The organism is Nocardiopsis suaedae, assembly GCF_027706745.1.
In the GTDB taxonomy this organism is placed as follows: Bacteria; Actinomycetota; Actinomycetes; order Streptosporangiales; family Streptosporangiaceae; genus Nocardiopsis_A; species Nocardiopsis_A suaedae.
Genome location: NZ_JAQFWP010000001.1, coordinates 263,308 through 281,115 on the forward strand (window position 1 = coordinate 263,308; position 17,808 = coordinate 281,115).

The following is a 17,808-nucleotide window of genomic DNA, read 5'->3' on the forward strand; positions in this document are numbered from 1 at the left end:
CCGCAATCCGTGAGCGGACACGAGAAGGGAACCGCCGCATGGCGCCCGTGACCCGAGAAGAGTGCGCGAAGCGCGACGCCGAGGACCCGCTGGCCGCATTCCGCGGCGAGTTCCGGCTCCCCGAGGGCGTGATCTACCTGGACGGCAACTCGCTGGGCGCGCTGCCCGCCGCGGTGCCCGGCCGCGTCGCCGACCTGATCGAGCGCGAATGGGGCGAGGGCCTCATCGCGAGCTGGAACGACGCCGGGTGGTGGGACAAGCCACGCGAACTGGGCGCCATGCTCGCCCCGCTGCTGGGCGCCGCCGGGGACGAGGTGGTGGTCGGCGACGGCGTCTCCGCCAACATCTTCAAGACCCTGGTGGCGGGGCTGCGCCTGAACCCCGGGCGCTCCGTGCTGCTGGGCGAGGACGGCAACTTCCCCACCGACCTGTACATCACCCAGGGCGCCGCCGAGATCACCGGTGCCGAGGAGCGCCGCGCCCCCGCCCGCCCCGACGCCCTGGAGGAGGCGCTGGCCGGGGGAGACGTGGCGGTCCTGCTGCTCAGCCACGTGGACTACCGGACCGGTGAGCTGCGCGACATGGCGGCGATCACCGAGCTCGCGCACCGCCACGGCGCCCTGGTCGTGTGGGACCTGTGCCACAGCGCGGGCGCGGTCCCGGTCGACCTGGACGGCTGCGGGGCCGACTTCGCCGTCGGCTGCACCTACAAGTACCTGAACGCGGGCCCCGGCGCCCCCGGCTTCGTCTACGCCGCCCGGCGCCACCAGCCCCACCTGCGCCAGCCCCTCAGCGGCTGGCACGGGCACGCCCGCCCCTTCGACTTCGAACCCGACTACCGGCCCGCCGACGGCGCCTCCCGCCTGCTCAGCGGCTCCCAGCCGCTGGTCGCCGACGCGGCGCTGGAGGCCAGCCTGCGGGTGTGGTCGCGGGTGGACATGGAGCAGCTGCGGACCAAGAGCCTGGCCCTGACCGACCTGTTCATCACCATCGCCGCCCCGGGCGGCACCGGGCCGGGCGGGCTGCGGCTGGTCACCCCCGCCGAACCGGAGCGGCGCGGCAGCCAGGTGTCGCTGGCGCACCCGGACGGCTACCCGATCGTCCAGGCGCTGATCGCGCGCGGCGTCATCGGCGACTTCCGCGCCCCGGACGTGCTCCGCTTCGGCTTCACCCCGCTTTACCTCGGCTACACCGAGGTGTTCGACGCGGCGACGGCGCTGGTGGAGGTCGTGGAGTCCGGCGAGTGGCGCGATCCCCGCCACTCCAGGCGGTCCCAGGTCACCTGACCGGCCCCGGGCGGCGCTCCCGCGGCCCGGCGGCGGTCGGCCGAGACCAGGGCCGCACGATGGTGTGACGAGCACCGCTTTTTTACCCGATCGAGATGCGAGAGCCCCTGCGGCGCGGGCGGTCCCGACGCCGCAGGGGCTCCCCTGTGGCCTCGTTGACCTGCGTTTTTACCTGTAGTCCCATCGCATTTTACTTTTCCGTGGGTTACAGTCCTTCGTGACCGGTTCGTGACCTAGGTGTTTCACGGGCCGGTGTCCTTCCCGGCCGCGCACCATGTGGGCCGGGCAGAACGAGGCCCCCGATCTTCTCGGGGACCGGAGTGGCCGGCGTGCGAGCCGGACTCCTCTGGCGGCGCCGCCCCCGCGGCGCTCGGGGTCCCACCCCCCGCAAAACGCCGGTCCCCGCCCACGCGACCACGGGCAGCCGCCCATGTGCCGTCGCATGCACCGGATCCGCCGCGCCCTTGAACCGCCGTGCCCGGATTCCCCTGTGCCTCGTTCGGTCCTGTCTCCGACCCCAGTGGGTTTCACTCAATGAGCTCTGACAGTCCGATCCAGTACGGCAAGGTGAAGTCGTCCTACTTCTGGGACGACGGTTCCGGCATCAACGGAGACACCGGCGCCCCCGCATCCGGCGAGCCCATGCAGAAGGGCCTCGCGGCCAGCCCGAGCTGGCCGCTGGGCACCGAGGGCTACGTCCTCTACGAAGGCAAGAAGGCCGAGTTCTTCATCGGCGACCGCGGCCCGGGCGACCCGGCCGAGGGCTGCAACGTCCTGCTCGACCTGGACGGCAAGACCTTCGCCGAGCTCACCGGGGAGTCCTGGAACGACTCCAGCTACACCGTCTCCGGCGGCAACGGCCACATCGACGTCGAGTACGTCATCACCAAGTGGGGCGACGGCCACGGAACCGAGGGCGCGCCCCGACCGATGAGCGGCTCCACGGTGTGCGACAGCGCGGTCTCCGCCATCCCCGACGACCTCCGCTCCGACGAGGAGAAGAAGGCCGACGAGCAGAAGAAGAAGGAAGAGGAGGCCCAGAAGAAGGAGGAAGAGGCCCAGAAGAAGAAGGAGGAGGAGCAGAAGAAGGCCGAGGAGAAGGCCGAGGCCGAGGCCGCCGAGAAGAAGGCCGAGCAGACCGACGAGGAGCTCGCCGCCCACAGCCGGGGCGACTCCGGCGGCGGCTCGTCCACCGGCACCGAGGCCCAGACCGCGGCCAACAGCATGAACGGCTTCACCCTGGCCGGAGCCGACCTGCCCCTCGCGGCGGGCGCGCTGACCCTCGCGGTCCTCCCGGCGCTGCTCATCGCGCTCTTCTTCGCCCGCCGCCCCGCGGCCTCCTACGCGTCCGAGGGCAGCGGCCTGCTGTCCCGGGTCGCCTCCCGCCTGCCCGAGCCGTGGGTGGCCAAGGCCGCCGACGCCGGAACCCGGGTGAAGGAGTCCTCCGCCTACGCCAAGGCCGCCGACCTGGCCGCCAAGGCCGGCACCGCCGCAGGCACCGCCCGCGACAACGTCGTGGAGCGCCTGCGCTCCAGGGGCCGCCACGGCGCCTAAGGGCCCTCCCGCCCCCTCACTGCGGCGGGTTCCTGCTCCGTCCCTCCGGAGCAGGAACCCGCCGCTTCTTCATCCGCGTTGATCTCGGGAAATTCGACCCTAAAACCGCGCCGGTAGCGTCCTTTCTCCCGAGATCAACGCCGTAGGACGCTGGGGCCGCCCCTACAGCTCTCCGAGGAGCAGCTCCGGGGACTCCACGCGGTCGGCGACGAAGCGGAGGAAGCCCCCGGCGGTGCCGCCGTCGCAAACCCGGTGGTCGAAGGCCAGGGTCAGCTCCGTCACCGGGCGCACGGACAGCTCGCCGTCCACGACCCACGGGCGGTCGATGATCCGCCCCATGCCCAGGATCGCCGCCTCCGGGTGGTTGATGATCGCCGCCGACCCGTCGACGCCGAACACCCCGTAGTTGTTCACCGTGAAGGTGCCCCCGGACATGTCCTCCGGGGACAGGGCGCCGTCGCGGGCCGTGCGCGCCGTCTCGGCGATCGCCGCCGACACCTCCCGCGCGTTCATCGCCCCCGCGTCCGTGACCACCGGCACCACCAGGCCGCGCGGCGTCTGCGCGGCCACGCCCAGGTTGATCCGGGAGAACCGGACCAGCTCCCCGCGCTCGGTGTCGACCTGGCTGTTGAGGTCGGGGAAGCGCTGGAGGCCCAGCGCGCAGAACCGCGCGAGCAGCCCCAGCAGGCTCACCGGCCGGCCGGGGTCGGCCGCGTTCAGGCGGGACCGCAGACCCACCAGCCCGGAGGCGTCCACGTCGACCCACACCGTCGCCTCGGGGATCTCCCGCCGCGAGCGGGACAGCCGCTCGGCCATGGCGGCCCGTGCCCCGCGCATCGGGATCCGCTCCTCGGGGCCGCGCGGCCCCGGGCCGGTGCCGGGAGCGGCGGTGCCGGGAGCGCTTGTGCGATCGCCGGTACCGGGTGCTCCGTTCTCGCTGGGCCCCCCGACGGCCCTGGCCGCGGGGCCCGTCACGCCCGTCACGCCCGTCGCGCTGGTGGCGCCCCTCGTGCCCGCGGCGTGCCCGCCGTCCACCGCGCCGGGCGCGGTCGGCCCGTGCAGTGTGCGGACGGCCGCCTCCACGTCGCGCCGCAGCACCAGGCCGCCCTCGCCGCTTCCGGCGACCTGCGCCACGTCCACGCCGTTCTCCCTGGCCAGCCGCCGCACCAGCGGGGAGACCACGGGCGGGACCCGGCTCGCGCGCGATTCCGGGCCGGAGGGCGGCGCGGCGGCCGGGGACACCGTCGTCCCCGGCCGGCGCCGCCCCCGGCGGGGCTGGGCCGCCCCGGTCCCGTACCCCACGAGGACCGCGCCCGAGCCCTGGCCCTGCTGCGCGGCGCCGTTGCCGCGCGAACCGGTCTCGGGGGAGGTGCGGGCCTCGGGGACGACGGTCCCCGGTTCGGTGAAAGCCTGCCGGGGCGCGGAGGGCTCCACGGGGGACCGCCCGGAGTCCGGCTCCTCAGGGGCCGCCGCCTCGGCGGAGCCTTCGGCGGCCACGGTGACCAGCGGCGCCCCCACCGGAACGGTCTGCCCCGGGTCGGCGTGCAGCGCGGTGACGGTCCCCGCGAACGGGCAGGGCACCTCCACCGCGGCCTTGGCGGTCTCCACCTCGGCCACCGGCTGGTCCACCGTGACCGTGTCGCCGACCGCGACCCGCCACTCCACCAGCTCGGCCTCGGTCAGGCCCTCGCCCAGGTCGGGCAGGGCGAAGTCGCGCCCGTTTGCGCTCATGCGCCCACCTCCGCCGGGGCGGGCGCGGAGGTCCAGGTGCGCTCCCACTGCAGCCGGTCGAAGGCGTCCAGGATGCGGTCCACCGACGGCAGGTGGTGCTCCTCCAGGCCCGGCGGCGGGTAGGGCACGTCCAGCCCGCACACCCGCAGCACCGGCGCCTCCAGGTAGTGGAAGCACTGCTCGGTGAGGCGGGCCGCGACCTCCGCGCCGTACCCGGCGAACCCGGAGGCCTCGTGCACCACCACCGCCCGGCCGGTGCGCCGCACCGAGGCGGCCGCGGTGGCGTCGTCGAACGGCGACAGGCTGCGCAGGTCGACCACCTCCACCGAGGTGCCCTCCTCGGCGGCGGCCGCGGCGGCCTCCAGGGCGGTCTCCACCATCGGCCCGTAGGCGAGCAGCGTCACGTCGTCGCCGGAGCGGCGCACCACGGCCCGGTCCATGGGGGCGGTGCGCACCGGCAGCACCGCCTCCTCCTTGGTCCAGTAGCGGCGCTTGGGTTCGAGGAACACCACCGGGTCGGGCGAGTCGACCGCCTCGCGCAGCATCGAGTACCCGTCGGAGGGGGTGGCCGGAGTGACCACCCGCAGGCCGGGGGTGTGCGCCCAGTACGCCTCGGAGGAGTCGGCGTGGTGCTCGACCGCGCCGATGCCGCCGCCGTAGGGGATGCGGATCACCATCGGCAGCTCCAGGCGGCCGCGGGTGCGGTTGCGCATCTTCGCCACGTGCGAGACGACCTGTTCGAACGCCGGGTAGGAGAACGCGTCGAACTGCATCTCCACCACCGGCCGCAGCCCGTACATGGCCATGCCCACCGCCGTGCCGACGATCCCGGCTTCGGCCAGGGGCGAGTCGAAGCAGCGATCCTCGCCGAACTCGGCGGTCAGCCCGTCGGTGACGCGGAACACCCCGCCGAGTGGGCCCACATCCTCGCCGTAGACGACCACCGAATCGTCGGCGGCCAGCGCATCGCGCAGCGCCCGGTTGAGCGCCTGCCCCAGGGTGACGGTCCCGGCCATCGCTCAGCCCTCCCGGATCTCGGCCAGCAGGTCCCGGCGCTGGCGCTCCAGCTGCGCCGGGATCGAGTGGTACACGTGCGCGAACAGCTCCTCAGGCGCGGTCTCGTCCTCGCCGGAGTAGCGCTCCCGGACGGCGGCGGCCGCGTTCTCGGCCTCCTTCTCAAAGCCGTCCATCGCCGTGTCGTCCAGGGCGCCCTCCGCGCGCAGCAGCGCCTCAAGGCGGGTGAGCGGGTCGCGGTCCTCCCAGCGCGCGCGCTCGGAGTCGTCCCGGTAGCGGCCCGGGTCGTCGGAGTTGGTGTGCGGGTCCAGACGGTAGGTGCGCGCCTCGATGAGGGTCGGCCCGCCGCCGTCCCGGGCCGACGCCAGGGCCTGGGAGACCGCCGCGTACACGGCGGCGGCGTCGTTGCCGTCGATGTGCGCCCCGGCCATGCCGTACCCGACGGCCTTGTGCGCCAGGGTCGGCGCGGCGGACTGCTTCTCCACCGGGACGCTGATGGCCCACTGGTTGTTCTGCACCAGGAACACCACCGGCGCCTTCCACACGGCGGCGAAGTTGAACGCCTCGTGCGCGTCGCCCTCACTGGTGGCGCCGTCGCCCATCATCACCAGGGCGGCGGTGTCCTCCCCGGCGCGGCGGGCCGCCCAGGCGAGCCCGACCGCGTGCGGGGCGCTGGTGGCCAGCGGTGTGCACTGCGGGGCGCACCGGTGGCGGCGGGGGTCGTAGCCGCTGTGCCAGTCCCCGCGCAGCAGGGTGAGCACCTCGACGGGGTCGACGCCGCGCGCGACCAGGGAGACGCAGTCCCTGTAGGTGGGGAAGAGCCAGTCGCGGTCCGCCATGGCCAGTGCCCCGCCCACCTGGCATGCCTCTTGGCCGCGGGAGGAGGGGTACACGGCCAGGCGGCCCTGGCGGGCGAGCGCACTGGCCTGGCGGTCGAAGCGGCGGCCGATGACCATGCCGCGCAGGAGGGCGAGGAGGGTGCCCGGTTCGGGAGTGTCGTAGGCGGTCCCCTCGGTCCTGCGGCCGGTCGGGTCGACCAGCCCGGTGGGCTCCACGGAGGGGAGCGGTGGAGCCGATCCGCGTGCGTCATCGCTGCGCTTCATGTCTTGAATATGTGCTTCGTCACCCCATACTGTCCATATCCGGCGGACGACCGCGGACGAACGGACGCCGTGGGCGGGAATGTGCGGCCGGACGTCCAGCCGGTCCACGATACGGACGGTGTGAGGTGAGACACATGGCCGCGGCCCTCGACGACGTGGACCGGAGGATCATCGCCCTTCTGCGCGAGGACGGCAGGATGTCGATGCGCAGCGTGGCCGAGCGCGCGCACATCTCGCGGGCGAACGCCTACGCGCGGCTGGACCGGCTTCGCTCGGAAGGGGTCATCAAGGGGTTCACCGCGGTGGTCGACCCGGAGAAGTGCGGGTACGGGCTGGCGGCCTATGTTTCGGTGGGCATCCGGCAGGAGTCGTGGAAGGCGTTCCGCGACCTGCTGCGCACGATCCCGGAGGTGCACCACGCGGCGCTGGTGTCGGGGGATGTGGACCTGTTGCTGCTGGTGCGGGTGGCCGACGCGGCGGCGCTGCGCACGTTCGTGCTGGAGCGCCTGCAGCGTATCCCGGAGGTGGTGAGCACGCGGACACTGTTCGTGCTCGACGAGATGGACGTGGCGCCGGCACTGTGACACGGGGCGGGGGCGCCCCCGGTGAGGGGCGCCCCCGTGGCTCGCAGCCGGATGGTGGAACGACGCGGATCAGCTGAAGACCCTGTAGCTCCGAGTGGGGAAGCCGACCGCCTCGAAGGGGTCAACGATCGGGCCGGGTCCGGCGCAGTCGGGGCCGAAGTGCAGAGCCACGGCGTCCACGGTCTGGTTTTCAAAGACGATCGTCGGGGCGGCGTCTCCGGCGGCGATGGTGTAGCAGCCAGGGGTGGGGTTGTCGTGGTTGTGCCACTCCGCGTGGTTGAACGTCCACCTGAGCTGTCCAGGGGCGGCCGACGCCGGGGCGACGGCGGAGAGGGCGAGGGCGGCGGACGCGGCGACGGTGGCGGCGGCCAAGGGGATGCGCTTCATGGCACTCCGATCGAGGTTCATTCACTGACGGTGCTGTGACCGGAACCGTTCGTGTCCGAGGCCGGAGGGGCGGAAACCCGCGCGGTGCGGCGAATTCGCCGACGGCATCGAGACCTGTCGATTGATGCGGGTATGAGTCGCGAATTCGACCGTCGAATCGCTTGTGACATGCCGCTTTCCCGAGCGATACGTCGGATCCGGGGTGGCCGGTCGATGGTCGGGGCAGGTCCGAAAAGACCCCCCCTTGACTTCGAGTTAAGGTGAACTTCGAGGATGGCCGCATGACCGACACACACGACGACGTGGTCCTGTTCCACAACACCATGCGCATCCACGACGGCCACCTGGAGGGGTTCAGGCGTGCGGTCGCCCGCGCCCTGGACTTCGTCCGCGAGCACGGCCCCCAGCTCATGGTCGAGGTCTTCATCGACGAGGAGCGGATGCTCGCCCACTCCTTCCAGCTGCACACCGGTTCCGACTCGATCCGCGCGCACATGGCGATGTCCGACCCCTTCATCAGGGGGGTGATGGAGCACTGCGAGGTCGCCGACTTCCGGGTCTACGGCGACGTCGAGGACGGCATCGCCGCCCTGCTTCCTGAAGGCGCCACCGTCCTGCCCCGCTTCACCGGGTTCACCCGCATGCCGGTCGGCTGACCCCCCTCACGGCACGGGGAGCCCTGCCCCGCGCCCGGGGGATCCCGCGCCCCTCAAGGGTTTCCGTCCGCCCCGGCGGAGCCGTCCGCCGGGGCGGCGAGTCTCCCCGGGTCCTCCGGCAGGGCCTCCTCCAGGGCCGGGGCCAGCGACCGGGAGAACGTCGCGGTCATGTGGTCGTCGTCGCCCATCACCAGCACGTTGCCCATCACCGACGGGCACCGCCCCTCCGGGCACAGGTGCCCGGTCATGTCGACCGGGGCGACCCCGGACGGCAGGCGCCCGCCCGGCTCCTCGAGCGGGGAGCGCGGCGCCAACGTCTCCCGAAGGGCCACCCCGCAGGCCTCCCGGCCCTCGGTGTCCACGCACTCGGGGGCGTCGAAGTCCAGGCGGGGCGTGTCCCGCACCGCGATCACGCCCACGCCCAGGCCGCCCATCTCCTCCCAGCGCTCCAGGTACCCCTCCGGGACCCGCTCGGCCCCCGGGTCCCCGGCCCGCACGCTGCGCGTGCCGTTGGTGAACACCGCGTCCGGCGGCGCGCTCCGCAGACGCTCACCGACCTGCGCCTTCCACTCCCGGCAGGACGCGGCCGCCTCCCCGCCGCCCGGACGCGGGTCGGTGCTGAACGCGCATCCGTTCTTGGTCATCACCTCGATGCGCCAGCCCCGCCGGTCGGCCACCTCCAGCAGCGCTGGGAACCACTGGCCCACGTGCGAGTCGCCCACCATCGCCACCGTGCGATCGGCCGACTCCGGGCCGAACGCGCACACCACCAGCTCCCGGTCGGTCAGTTCGGCGTTGCAGCCGTTGGTGTGCGTCAGCCACGGGTCCACCGGGTCGGTCAGGTCCGGGTACACCGGCTTCTCCGGCAGGGACGCGGCCAGGCGCGCGTCGTCCACCACCCGGGCGCCCGGGTAGGAGCCGAAGTCCGCCGCCTGCTCCGCCAGGCGCTCCTGCCCGGCCGCCAGCCGGGCCTGCCACACGGGCACCAGCGCCAGTACCGGAACCAGGAACGCCGCCCCCGCGGCCACGGCGAGCCCCGGCCCGGGCCGGGCGGGCAGGCGCCGGAGCACCCTGCCTTCGAGGGCCCACTCCGTGCCCGCCGCCAGCGCGTAGGCCAGCACCAGCACGAACGCGCCGCCGAGCGCCCCGGCCTGCTCCCGCCCGGTCGCGGCGAGGGAGAAGACCAGGATCGGCCAGTGCCACAGGTAGAACGGGTAGGCGAGCGCCCCCAGGCGCCGCAGCGGCGGCAGCTCCAGGAGCGGGCCCACACCGCGCGGCGGCGCGCCCCCGGCGCCCGCCACGACCACCAGGGCCGCGGCCAGGACCGGCCACAGTGCGATCCAGCCGGGGAACATGCGGCCCGCGTCGAGCACGGCCCCGCAGGCCACCAGCGCCGCGACCCCGGTCCAGCCCATCACCGCGCGCAGCCGGGCGTGCGGCCGCACCCACGGCAGCACCGCGGCCAGCAGCGCCCCCAGGGCGAGCTCCCACAGCCGGGCACCGGAGTCGAAGTAGGCCCACCGCTGGTCGGCCGCGGTGGCCTGCACCGAGTAGGCGAGCGACACCGCGGCCGCCACCGCGGCCGCGCCCGCCAGCAGCGGCCGCACCCCGATCCGGCCCCCCGCCCGGGTGCGGGCGGCGGCCAGCGCCGCGAGCGCCGCCACCGCCGGCCACACCAGGTAGAACTGGCCCTGCACGGCCAGCGACCAGAAGTGCTGCACCGGGCTCGCCTGCGACACCGACCCCAGGTAGTCGACGGCGTTGGCGGCCAGCTTCCAGTTCTCGTAGTACAGCGCCGAGGCCGTGAGCTCCTCGGACACCTGCCGCCAGGCGGGGCGCGGCAGCAGCAGCGGCGTCGCGGCCGCCACCGCGAGCAGCACCGCCCCGGCCGCCGGGGACAGCCGCCGCACCAGCCGCGACCAGAACCGGGCGAAGGGCACGCGGCTCTCCCGCTCGATCGAGCGCAGGAGCGAGGCGGTGATGAAGAAGCCGGTGAGGAAGAGGAAGACGTCGACGCCGCCGGACACCCGGGTCGACCACACGTGGTAGACGGCGACCAGCAGCGCGGCCAGACCGCGCAGGCCGTCCAGGTCGGTGCGCCGCTCGGGGGCGGGCGTGCGGGCGTCGGTCATGGCAGGTGCGCGTGGAGAGGGGAAAGGGGCGGAACGGACACGGGCCAGCCTACGCGGCGCCGTCCGCGCCGGACGCCCGGCCCCGAACCGCGCGCCCTTGACCTCAAGCGCACTCGAAGAATTACCGTCGGTGGCATCCGGCCGCGGACGGCGGCGCGACGGACAGGAGGCGGAGCATGGCCATCGAGCTGAATCACACCATCGTCCTGGCGCGTGACAAGACGACGTCCTCGGCGTTCCTCACCGAGCTGTTCGGGCTGCCGCCGGCCACACCGTTCGGCCCGTTCATGGCGGTCGAGGCCGCCAACGCGGTGACGCTGGACTACATGGACACCACGGAGGCGATCGTGCCGCAGCACTACGCCTTCCTCGTGGGGGAGGACGACTTCGACCGGATCTTCGGGCGCATCCGCGACCGGGGGATGCCGTACTGGGCCGACCCGGGCAAGACCCGGCCCGGGGAGGTCAACCGCAACGACGGCGGGCGCGGGGTCTACTTCGACGACCCCGACGGGCACCGGCTGGAGATCATCACGCGCCCCTACGGCAGCGGAGCATGACCCTGCCGCCCCGGGGGCGGACGCGCCCCGCCCTCACCCCACGATCGGGCGCTCCTGCGGGTATTCGAACCTGCGGGTGCGCCGCCGCAGGGCCAGAGCCGTCGCCACGGTGATCGGCCCCAGCCGCCCGGTGAACATCAGCACGATGACGATCACCTCGCCGGGCGGCGACAGGTCGCCGGTGATCCCGGTGGACAGGCCCACCGTGGAGAACGCCGAGATCACCTCGAACAGGATCTGGTCCAGGGTGAACGGGGTGATCGTCATCAGCGCCATCGTCGCGGTGAAGATCAGCCCGATCGCCAGCAGCACCACGGTGATCGCCTGCTGGATCACGCCCTCGGTCAGCCGCCGCCGGGCGATGTGCACGCTCGACTCGCCCCGCACGTTGGCGTAGATGACGAACGCCAGCAGGGCGAACGTGGTCACCTTGATGCCGCCGGCGGTCCCGGCGCTGCCGCCGCCGACGAACATCAGCATGTCGGTCATGAACAGCGTCTGGGTGTGCATGTCGCCGAACGGCAGGGAGTTGAACCCGGCGGTGCGCGTCATCGCCGACTGGAAGAAGCCGGTGAGCGCCTTATCGCCGACCGACAGCGGCCCCATCGTGTCCGGGTTGCGCCACTCCAGCAGCAGGAACCCGGCCCACCCCGCCGCCAGCAGCACCGCCGTGGTCACCAGGGTGATCTTGGCGTGCAGCGTCCAGTGGTGGGGCTCGCGGCGGCGGCGCGCGTGCCGGTAGAGCTCCACCCACACCGGGAAGCCCAGGCCCCCGGCGATCACGGCAAGGGCGACCGGCACGGTGATCCACGGGTCGGTCGCGAACGACTCCAGGCTGTCGCTGTAGAGGGCGAACCCGGCGTTGTTGAACGCCGAGACCGCGTGGAACAGGCCCAGCCGCAGCCCGTGCAGCGGCTCCTCCCCGTGGGCCAGGATCAGCCGCGCCGACAGGATCGCCGTCAGCAGCGCCTCGAAGACCACCGTCACCTGCAGGATGCCCAGCAGCAGCTGGCGCACCTCTCCCAGGGTGACACTCTTGGTCTCGGCCCCGGCGCGCAGCTGCATGCGCAGCCGCACCCGGCGCGTCACCAGCAGGCTCAGCACCGTGGCCAGCGTCATGATGCCGAAGCCGCCGATCTGGAACAGGCCCAGGATCACCCACTGGCCGAACGTCGACCAGTACACCGGCGTGTCCACCACGATCAGACCGGTCACGCACACCGCCGAGGTGGCCGTGAACAGCGCGGTCAGCGGCGGGGCCGCGCCGGGGCCCGCAGCGGCGGCGGGCAGGCTCAGCAGCCCGGTGCCGACCAGGATCACCAGGGCGAAACCGCCCACGAGGAGCTGCGGGGGCTTGGTCCAGGGCCGGTGCGGCACCACCGAGGGGGCGCGCCGCGACCACAGCGCGCGCCTGAGCCGGGACCGCAGCCGCGCGGCCGTCCCGGATCGCCGGGGCGGGGGCGGCCAGATGTCGCCGGGCACGGTGCGCGGACTCAACGGGCTCCTCGGAGGATTCGGTATCGGGACGGCCCGCTTCTTTCGGGCGGCCGTAGCGATCTTAAGCGTGCCCGGGCGGGGCCCAAACGCCGGAGGCGCTGATCAGCGTGTTGGATTCCGGACACCGCAGAAGGGCGGGAACGGCCGATAGCATCCGCAGACGGGGCCGCTCACGGGCCGTGGCGGCCCCGTGCCGGGCCTGCGGACGGTCCGGCACCAGCCAGTACCGGCCACGGAACGAGGGGGCACATCCATGCCGGGACGCTACGGCGGCGACCGCGGAAACGGCGGTCGCGGAGGCGGACGCGGGGGCGACCGCGGAGGCGGCCGGGGCAAGCCCCCGGCGCCCCGGATCACCGGCGTGCGCGACGCGGCCCGGCTCGCCGAGGAGCTGGGCCGGATGGACGGCGCCTCGTACGGGCGCTACAAGTCGCTCGTCGGCGACTGGGAGTTCGACGACTTCACCCTGAGCATCGAGAAGGTGCAGGCCGACCCGTTCGCGCCGCCGTCCCGCATCGCGGTGCGGATCCCGGCCGACGTGGCCGGGCTGCCCGAGCACGCCTGGACCGACCCGGTGCGGCGCCGGGCCACCGCCGACTACCTGCTGCGGGTGGCGCACCGCGCCCTCAAGGGCGCCCGGCTGCGCATCGACGCCGGCGGCCAGCAGGTGCTGGACCGCGCCTCGGGCCGCATCCGCGACGGCGAGGTGCTGCTGCGCCTGGGCATCGAGATGCCCGGGCACGGCCGCCGCATCGACGGCCGGTCGGCGCGCGCCGAGTTCTGCGAGCGGCTGCCGGAGATGGTGGAGGCGCTGCGCTGGGACGCCCTGGACACCGCCGAGGCGACCGCCTTCGCCGACAGCGTCGAGGACTCGGCGGCCCTGCGGGACGCCCTGCCCGGCCTGGGCCTGGTGGCGTTCGTCGCCGACGGGTCGGTGCTGCCGCGGGCCAGCGGGGTCAGCGACCGGCCCATGGAGGGCGACTTCGTGCCGTTCTCCGCCCCGCCCAGCATGCGGGCCTCCGTCCGGCTTCCGCACGCCGGGGAGGTGTCCGGGCTCGGCATCCGCGAGGGCATCACGCTCATCGTCGGCGGCGGCTTCCACGGAAAGTCGACCCTGCTGCACGCCCTGGAGCGCGGGGTGTACGACCACGTGCCCGGCGACGGGCGGGAGCTGGTGGCCACCCGCGCCGACGCGGTCAAGATCCGCGCCGAGGAGGGGAGGCGGGTGGAGCGCACCGACGTCAGCGCGTTCGTGCGCAACCTGCCCACCGGCGCCGACACCTCCGACTTCCGCACCGACAACGCGTCGGGCTCCACCTCGCAGGCGGCCAACATCGCCGAAGCGCTGGAGGCGGGCGCGGGGGCGCTGCTCGTGGACGAGGACACCACCGCCACGAACCTGATGATCCGCGACGCCCGCATGCAGGAGCTGGTGCACGGCGACCGGGAGCCGCTGACCCCCTTCGTCGACCTGGTGCGCCCGCTCCACCGGGACCAGGGCGTGTCCACCGTGCTGGTCATGGGCGGCAGCGGCGACTACTTCGACGTGGCCGACCAGGTGGTGATGCTGGACGGGTACCGGCCCTACGACGTCACCGAGCGGGCGCGGGAGCTGGCCTCCGAGCGCACCGACGCCGACTTCCCGGCCCCGGCGCGGCGGGTGGTCGACCCGCGGTCGGTGGACGCGACGGCGCGCGGCCGGATGCGCCTGAAGCGGCGCGACATGGACGTGCTGACCTACGGCGAGAACGAGATCGACGTGCGGGGCCTCACCCAGCTCGTCGACCCCGGCCAGGTGATCGGCGTGGGCCTGGCGATGCGCACGCTGACCGAGCGGGGCCTGGTCGACGGCCGCGCGACGGTGGCCGAGGCGCTGGACGCGCTCGAGGACCTGCTGGCGGAGGCCGACGGGGACGGCAGCGGCGCGGCGTCGGTGCTGGGCCGGGGATACCTGGGCGACTTCGCGCTGCCCAGGAGGTTCGAGACCGCGGCGGCGCTGAACCGGCTGAGGTCCCTGCGCGTCCGCCGGAGCGGCTGAAGAGGGCGGGCACCGGGGCCGGACGGACCGTACGGCCCGTCAAGACGGTATAGACCGTATAGACGGTACGGGCCGTCTGTGGTCCGACGGAGCGTTTCCCCGGTGCGCTGTCGGCTCGTGGCACGGAACGCGCAAGTCGGTCGGCGGGGATGGACGTCGCCCCCGCCATGCGGGCGGCGTGCGGCCCTCTGCTGTGCCGCCCCTGTGGAAGGCGTCCCGTCAGAACCATGGTGTGGAAGCCATGGCGCGGAAGGCGACACAGCGGGTGCGTCGGCGCTCGAAGAGCCTCCGAGAACACGCACTCGGGGCCTGACCGTGCGCCCCACCGGCGCCCGCCGAACGGACGCCGGGAACGGGGGCACCGGGGCCGCATACGAAATGCGCGGGCGGGGGAGCGGTGTTGGAGGGAGGGACGGCCGTACCCGGCCGGTGGGCCCACGGGCGCACCGATCCGTGCCGCGGCCGCCGCTCCGCACCCGCGCCGTGCCGCCTCCGCGGCGCCGCGCAGGCGACACGGAACCCGCCCGCACCACACGGGCGTGTCGCCCAGTTCGTCTATCCTGGAGCGCGGACCCGGGCCCGGCCAGAGGGCACCGGGCGGCCCCATCCTTCGGAACGGAGATCCCCACTGGTGCCCGACCCCGCAGACCTGTACGAGCTCCGCCCCGGCGCCGAGACCGGCGGGGGATCGGTGATGCTCGTCGTCCTCGACGGCTACGTGGACGCCGGGGCCGTCGGCCGGCAGGCGGCCGAGGCGCTGTTCGCCGAGTCCAGCGCCGACGAGGTCGCGGTGTTCGACGTGGACCGCCTGCTGGACTACCGCTCCCGGCGGCCGGTGATGACGTTCGTGGAGAACGCCTACACGGACTACAACCCGCCCCGGCTGACGCTGTACCGCATGCACGACGCCGAGGGCACCCCCTTCCTGCTGCTGCACGGCCTGGAGCCGGACCGCGAGTGGGAGGGCTTCGTCGCCGCGGTGCGCGGCCTGGTGGAGCGCCTCGGCGTGGACCTGACCGTCGGTGTGCAGGGCATCCCCATGGCCGTGCCGCACACCCGCCCGGTGACCGTCACCGCGCACGCCACCCGCCCCGAGCTGGTGTCCGCGCACAGCCCGTGGCTGGGCCGGGTGCAGGTGCCCGCGGGCGCGGCGTCGCTGCTGGAGTACCGCCTGGGCCAGGCGGGGATGGACGCCACGGGGTTCGCCGTGCACGTGCCGAGCTACCTGGCCCAGTCGGAGTACCCGCGGGCCGCCATCGCCGCCCTGGACTACGTCGCCGGGGCCACCGGCCTGTCGCTGCCGGTGACCCGCCTGGAGGAGTCGGCGCGCGAGACCGACTCCGAGATCGCCGCGCAGGTCGAGGAGTCCGACGAGGTGCAGAGCGTGGTGGGGGACCTGGAGCGCCAGTACGACGAGTTCATGTCGGCGCGCGAGGGCCTGGACGCCCAAGAGCTGCTCGACGGGGAGTCGGCCCTGCCCACCGCCGAGGAGCTCGGCGACGAGCTGGAGCGCTTCCTCGCCGACCGCGAACGCGGAGGAGACGGCTGAGGTACGGCTGAGGCAGGGGGAGACCTGTCGGGGTCCGCACGCCCGGCCCCTCCGTTGTTGATCTCGGGAGAACCATCGGGGTTCGCGGCCGGTGCCCTTGGGGCGCCGCCTGCGCCGGACGTGATTCGCGCGACACGTCCGGGAGCGGGGCGGCCGTGCAAGGCTTGAGGTGCGCTTCCGTCCGTGCTCGGCGTCAGTGCGGTGCGGTGCGCGCGTGGCGGGGTGGGCAGGACGCCGTCGCGCCGTGCCCGGGGCGCCGCCCCGCCTCGGGGCGGGAGGAGACCGTGCCGTTCGCGAAGCGGTGACGAAGAGCGCCGCCGAAGGCCGGGCGGCGAGGAGTGAACGAGGCCGCCCGCCGGGGCGGCGAGGGGGAGAGACCGTGCTGTACCAGCTGCTGTTCCACGCCGTGCTCCGGCGCACCGACGCCGAGTCGGTCCACCGGCTCGCCTCCGTCGGCCTGCGCGGGCTGGCCTCCGTGCCCGGGGCGGCCACCGCCGCGCGTACCGTCCTGGGGCCGCGCGAGCCCGAGCTGACCGTCACCGCCTTCGGCCGGGAGTTCCCCGGGCCGCTGGGCATGGCCGCCGGGTTCGACAAGGACGCCGAGCTGGCGGAGGGCCTGACCGCGGTGGGCTTCGGGTTCGTCGAGGTCGGCACGGTCACCGCCCGGGCCCAGCCGGGCAACCCCGCTCCGCGGCTGTTCCGCCTGGTCCCGGACCGGGCCATCGTCAACCGCATGGGCTTCAACAACCACGGCGCCGCCGCTGCCGCCGACCGGCTGCGGGGGCTGCGCGAGCGCCACACCGCGAAGGGGCGGCGCGGCCCCGTGGTGGGGGCCAACATCGGCAAGACCAAGGTGGTGCCCGAGGAGGAGGCCGCGGCCGACTACGCGGACTCCGCGCGGGAGCTGGCCGGTCTGGCCGACTACATGGTGGTCAACGTCAGCTCGCCGAACACGCCGGGGCTGCGCGGCCTGCAGGCGGTGGAGCACCTGCGGCCCATCCTGGAGGCCGTGCGCACGGCCCTGGACGCCGAGGGGGCGGGCGACATGCCGCTGCTCGTCAAGATCGCCCCCGACCTGGCGGACGAGGACGTCGACGCCGTCGCCGACCTCGCCCTGGAGCTCGGGCTGGACGGGATCATCGCCACGAACACCACCGTCGCGCGGGAAGGGCTGGCCACCGACCCGGAGACCGTGGAGGCCGCGGGCGCGGGCGGGCTCTCGGGCGCGCCGCTGAAGGAGCGCGCCCTGGAGGTCCTGCGGCGGCTGCGGGCCCGGACGGGCGACCGCCTGGTGCTCGTCGCCGCCGGGGGGATCGAGACGCCGGAGGACGCCTGGGAGCGGATCCGCGCGGGGGCGACCCTGGTTCAGGGCTACACCGGCCTGATCTACGGCGGGCCGATGTGGCCGCGCCGCATCCACCGGGGCCTGGCCCGCCTGGTGCGGCGTTCGGGCCTGCTGTCGGTCGGGGAGGCCGTCGGCATCGACGCGCCGCCCGCAGAGAAGGCGTCGTCGGCGGACGCGACGGGACCGGCGGAAGGCTGAGCACGCGCCCCCAGAGCAGCGAGGCGGGCTCGGGAGGCGATGGCACGGCTGGTGCCCCGCTCATGGGCCCCGGGCGGGTGGTGGGCCGCTGTGGTGCCGGGGAGGGGCGGCGACGACGGAGGTCGGCGGTTCCCCTCACTGCGCTGTCGGGCGGCGGGCGTGTGGGCCGGTCAC

Annotated in this window: 14 protein-coding genes; 8 read left to right on the forward strand and 6 right to left on the reverse strand. The window is 74.2% G+C overall.

Features of this window, described 5'->3' with window-relative positions:
• Positions 1-38: 38 nt before the first annotated feature.
• Both kynU and O4U47_RS01185 read left to right on the forward strand, forming a co-directional pair.
• Positions 39-1,286 carry a kynureninase gene (kynU, locus tag O4U47_RS01180; RefSeq protein ID WP_270675226.1) on the forward strand — a complete coding sequence of 416 codons (1,248 nt, stop codon included), beginning with the start codon at positions 39-41 and terminating at the stop codon, positions 1,284-1,286.
• A gap of 534 nt (positions 1,287-1,820) precedes the next feature.
• Positions 1,821-2,840 (forward strand): hypothetical protein, encoded by a 1,020-nt coding sequence (locus O4U47_RS01185; RefSeq protein WP_270675228.1) that lies wholly within the window; start codon positions 1,821-1,823, stop codon positions 2,838-2,840.
• 162 nt (positions 2,841-3,002) lie between these two features.
• Here the strand turns inward: O4U47_RS01185 and O4U47_RS01190 are convergent, their stop codons facing one another.
• From O4U47_RS01190 to pdhA, 3 genes are read right to left on the reverse strand one after another with little or no spacing between them, the layout of a single operon-like run.
• Positions 3,003-4,571 (reverse strand): dihydrolipoamide acetyltransferase family protein, encoded by a 1,569-nt coding sequence (locus O4U47_RS01190; protein WP_270675230.1) that lies wholly within the window; start codon positions 4,569-4,571, stop codon positions 3,003-3,005.
• Entirely contained in the window at positions 4,568-5,587 is a 1,020-nt protein-coding gene (locus O4U47_RS01195) for an alpha-ketoacid dehydrogenase subunit beta (RefSeq protein WP_270675232.1), read from the reverse strand. Before O4U47_RS01195 ends, O4U47_RS01190 begins: the two co-directional genes overlap by 4 nt.
• A gap of 3 nt (positions 5,588-5,590) precedes the next feature.
• Positions 5,591-6,688, reverse strand: coding sequence for a pyruvate dehydrogenase (acetyl-transferring) E1 component subunit alpha (gene pdhA, locus O4U47_RS01200; RefSeq protein ID WP_270675233.1), 1,098 nt, complete (start codon positions 6,686-6,688; stop codon positions 5,591-5,593).
• 134 nt (positions 6,689-6,822) lie between these two features.
• Between pdhA and O4U47_RS01205 the strand changes: the two genes are divergently transcribed.
• Positions 6,823-7,272 carry an Lrp/AsnC family transcriptional regulator gene (locus tag O4U47_RS01205; protein ID WP_017625813.1) on the forward strand — a complete coding sequence of 150 codons (450 nt, stop codon included), beginning with the start codon at positions 6,823-6,825 and terminating at the stop codon, positions 7,270-7,272.
• 69 nt (positions 7,273-7,341) lie between these two features.
• Here O4U47_RS01205 and O4U47_RS01210 read toward each other — a convergent pair whose 3' ends face one another.
• The gene (locus O4U47_RS01210; RefSeq protein WP_270675236.1) at positions 7,342-7,680 is read right to left on the reverse strand and encodes a hypothetical protein; all 339 of its coding nucleotides are present in this window, start codon (positions 7,678-7,680) and stop codon (positions 7,342-7,344) included.
• Between the two features lie 260 nt (positions 7,681-7,940).
• On the opposite strand from O4U47_RS01210, the gene O4U47_RS01215 reads away from it, so the two are divergent.
• Positions 7,941-8,315: a hypothetical protein gene (locus O4U47_RS01215; protein ID WP_270675238.1), complete on the forward strand. Its 375-nt coding sequence runs from the start codon at positions 7,941-7,943 to the stop codon at positions 8,313-8,315.
• 53 nt (positions 8,316-8,368) lie between these two features.
• Here O4U47_RS01215 and O4U47_RS01220 read toward each other — a convergent pair whose 3' ends face one another.
• Complete coding sequence (locus tag O4U47_RS01220) at positions 8,369-10,447, reverse strand: acyltransferase family protein (protein WP_270675240.1); 2,079 nt, start codon at positions 10,445-10,447, stop codon at positions 8,369-8,371.
• 176 nt (positions 10,448-10,623) lie between these two features.
• On the opposite strand from O4U47_RS01220, the gene O4U47_RS01225 reads away from it, so the two are divergent.
• Positions 10,624-11,007 carry a VOC family protein gene (locus O4U47_RS01225; protein ID WP_270675242.1) on the forward strand — a complete coding sequence of 128 codons (384 nt, stop codon included), beginning with the start codon at positions 10,624-10,626 and terminating at the stop codon, positions 11,005-11,007.
• Positions 11,008-11,040: 33 nt separating this feature from the next.
• On the opposite strand, the gene O4U47_RS01230 is transcribed toward O4U47_RS01225, so the two are convergent.
• Positions 11,041-12,345 (reverse strand): TrkH family potassium uptake protein, encoded by a 1,305-nt coding sequence (locus O4U47_RS01230; protein WP_333563626.1) that lies wholly within the window; start codon positions 12,343-12,345, stop codon positions 11,041-11,043.
• 412 nt (positions 12,346-12,757) lie between these two features.
• Between O4U47_RS01230 and O4U47_RS01235 the strand changes: the two genes are divergently transcribed.
• The 3 genes from O4U47_RS01235 to O4U47_RS01245 all read left to right on the forward strand — a co-directional run bounded on the left by O4U47_RS01235 (position 12,758) and on the right by O4U47_RS01245 (position 17,634).
• Positions 12,758-14,542 carry an ABC-ATPase domain-containing protein gene (locus O4U47_RS01235; protein WP_270675245.1) on the forward strand — a complete coding sequence of 595 codons (1,785 nt, stop codon included), beginning with the start codon at positions 12,758-12,760 and terminating at the stop codon, positions 14,540-14,542.
• A gap of 631 nt (positions 14,543-15,173) precedes the next feature.
• Positions 15,174-16,091 carry a proteasome assembly chaperone family protein gene (locus O4U47_RS01240; RefSeq protein ID WP_270675247.1) on the forward strand — a complete coding sequence of 306 codons (918 nt, stop codon included), beginning with the start codon at positions 15,174-15,176 and terminating at the stop codon, positions 16,089-16,091.
• 379 nt (positions 16,092-16,470) lie between these two features.
• Positions 16,471-17,634 carry a quinone-dependent dihydroorotate dehydrogenase gene (locus O4U47_RS01245; protein ID WP_270675249.1) on the forward strand — a complete coding sequence of 388 codons (1,164 nt, stop codon included), beginning with the start codon at positions 16,471-16,473 and terminating at the stop codon, positions 17,632-17,634.
• Positions 17,635-17,808 lie beyond the last annotated feature (174 nt).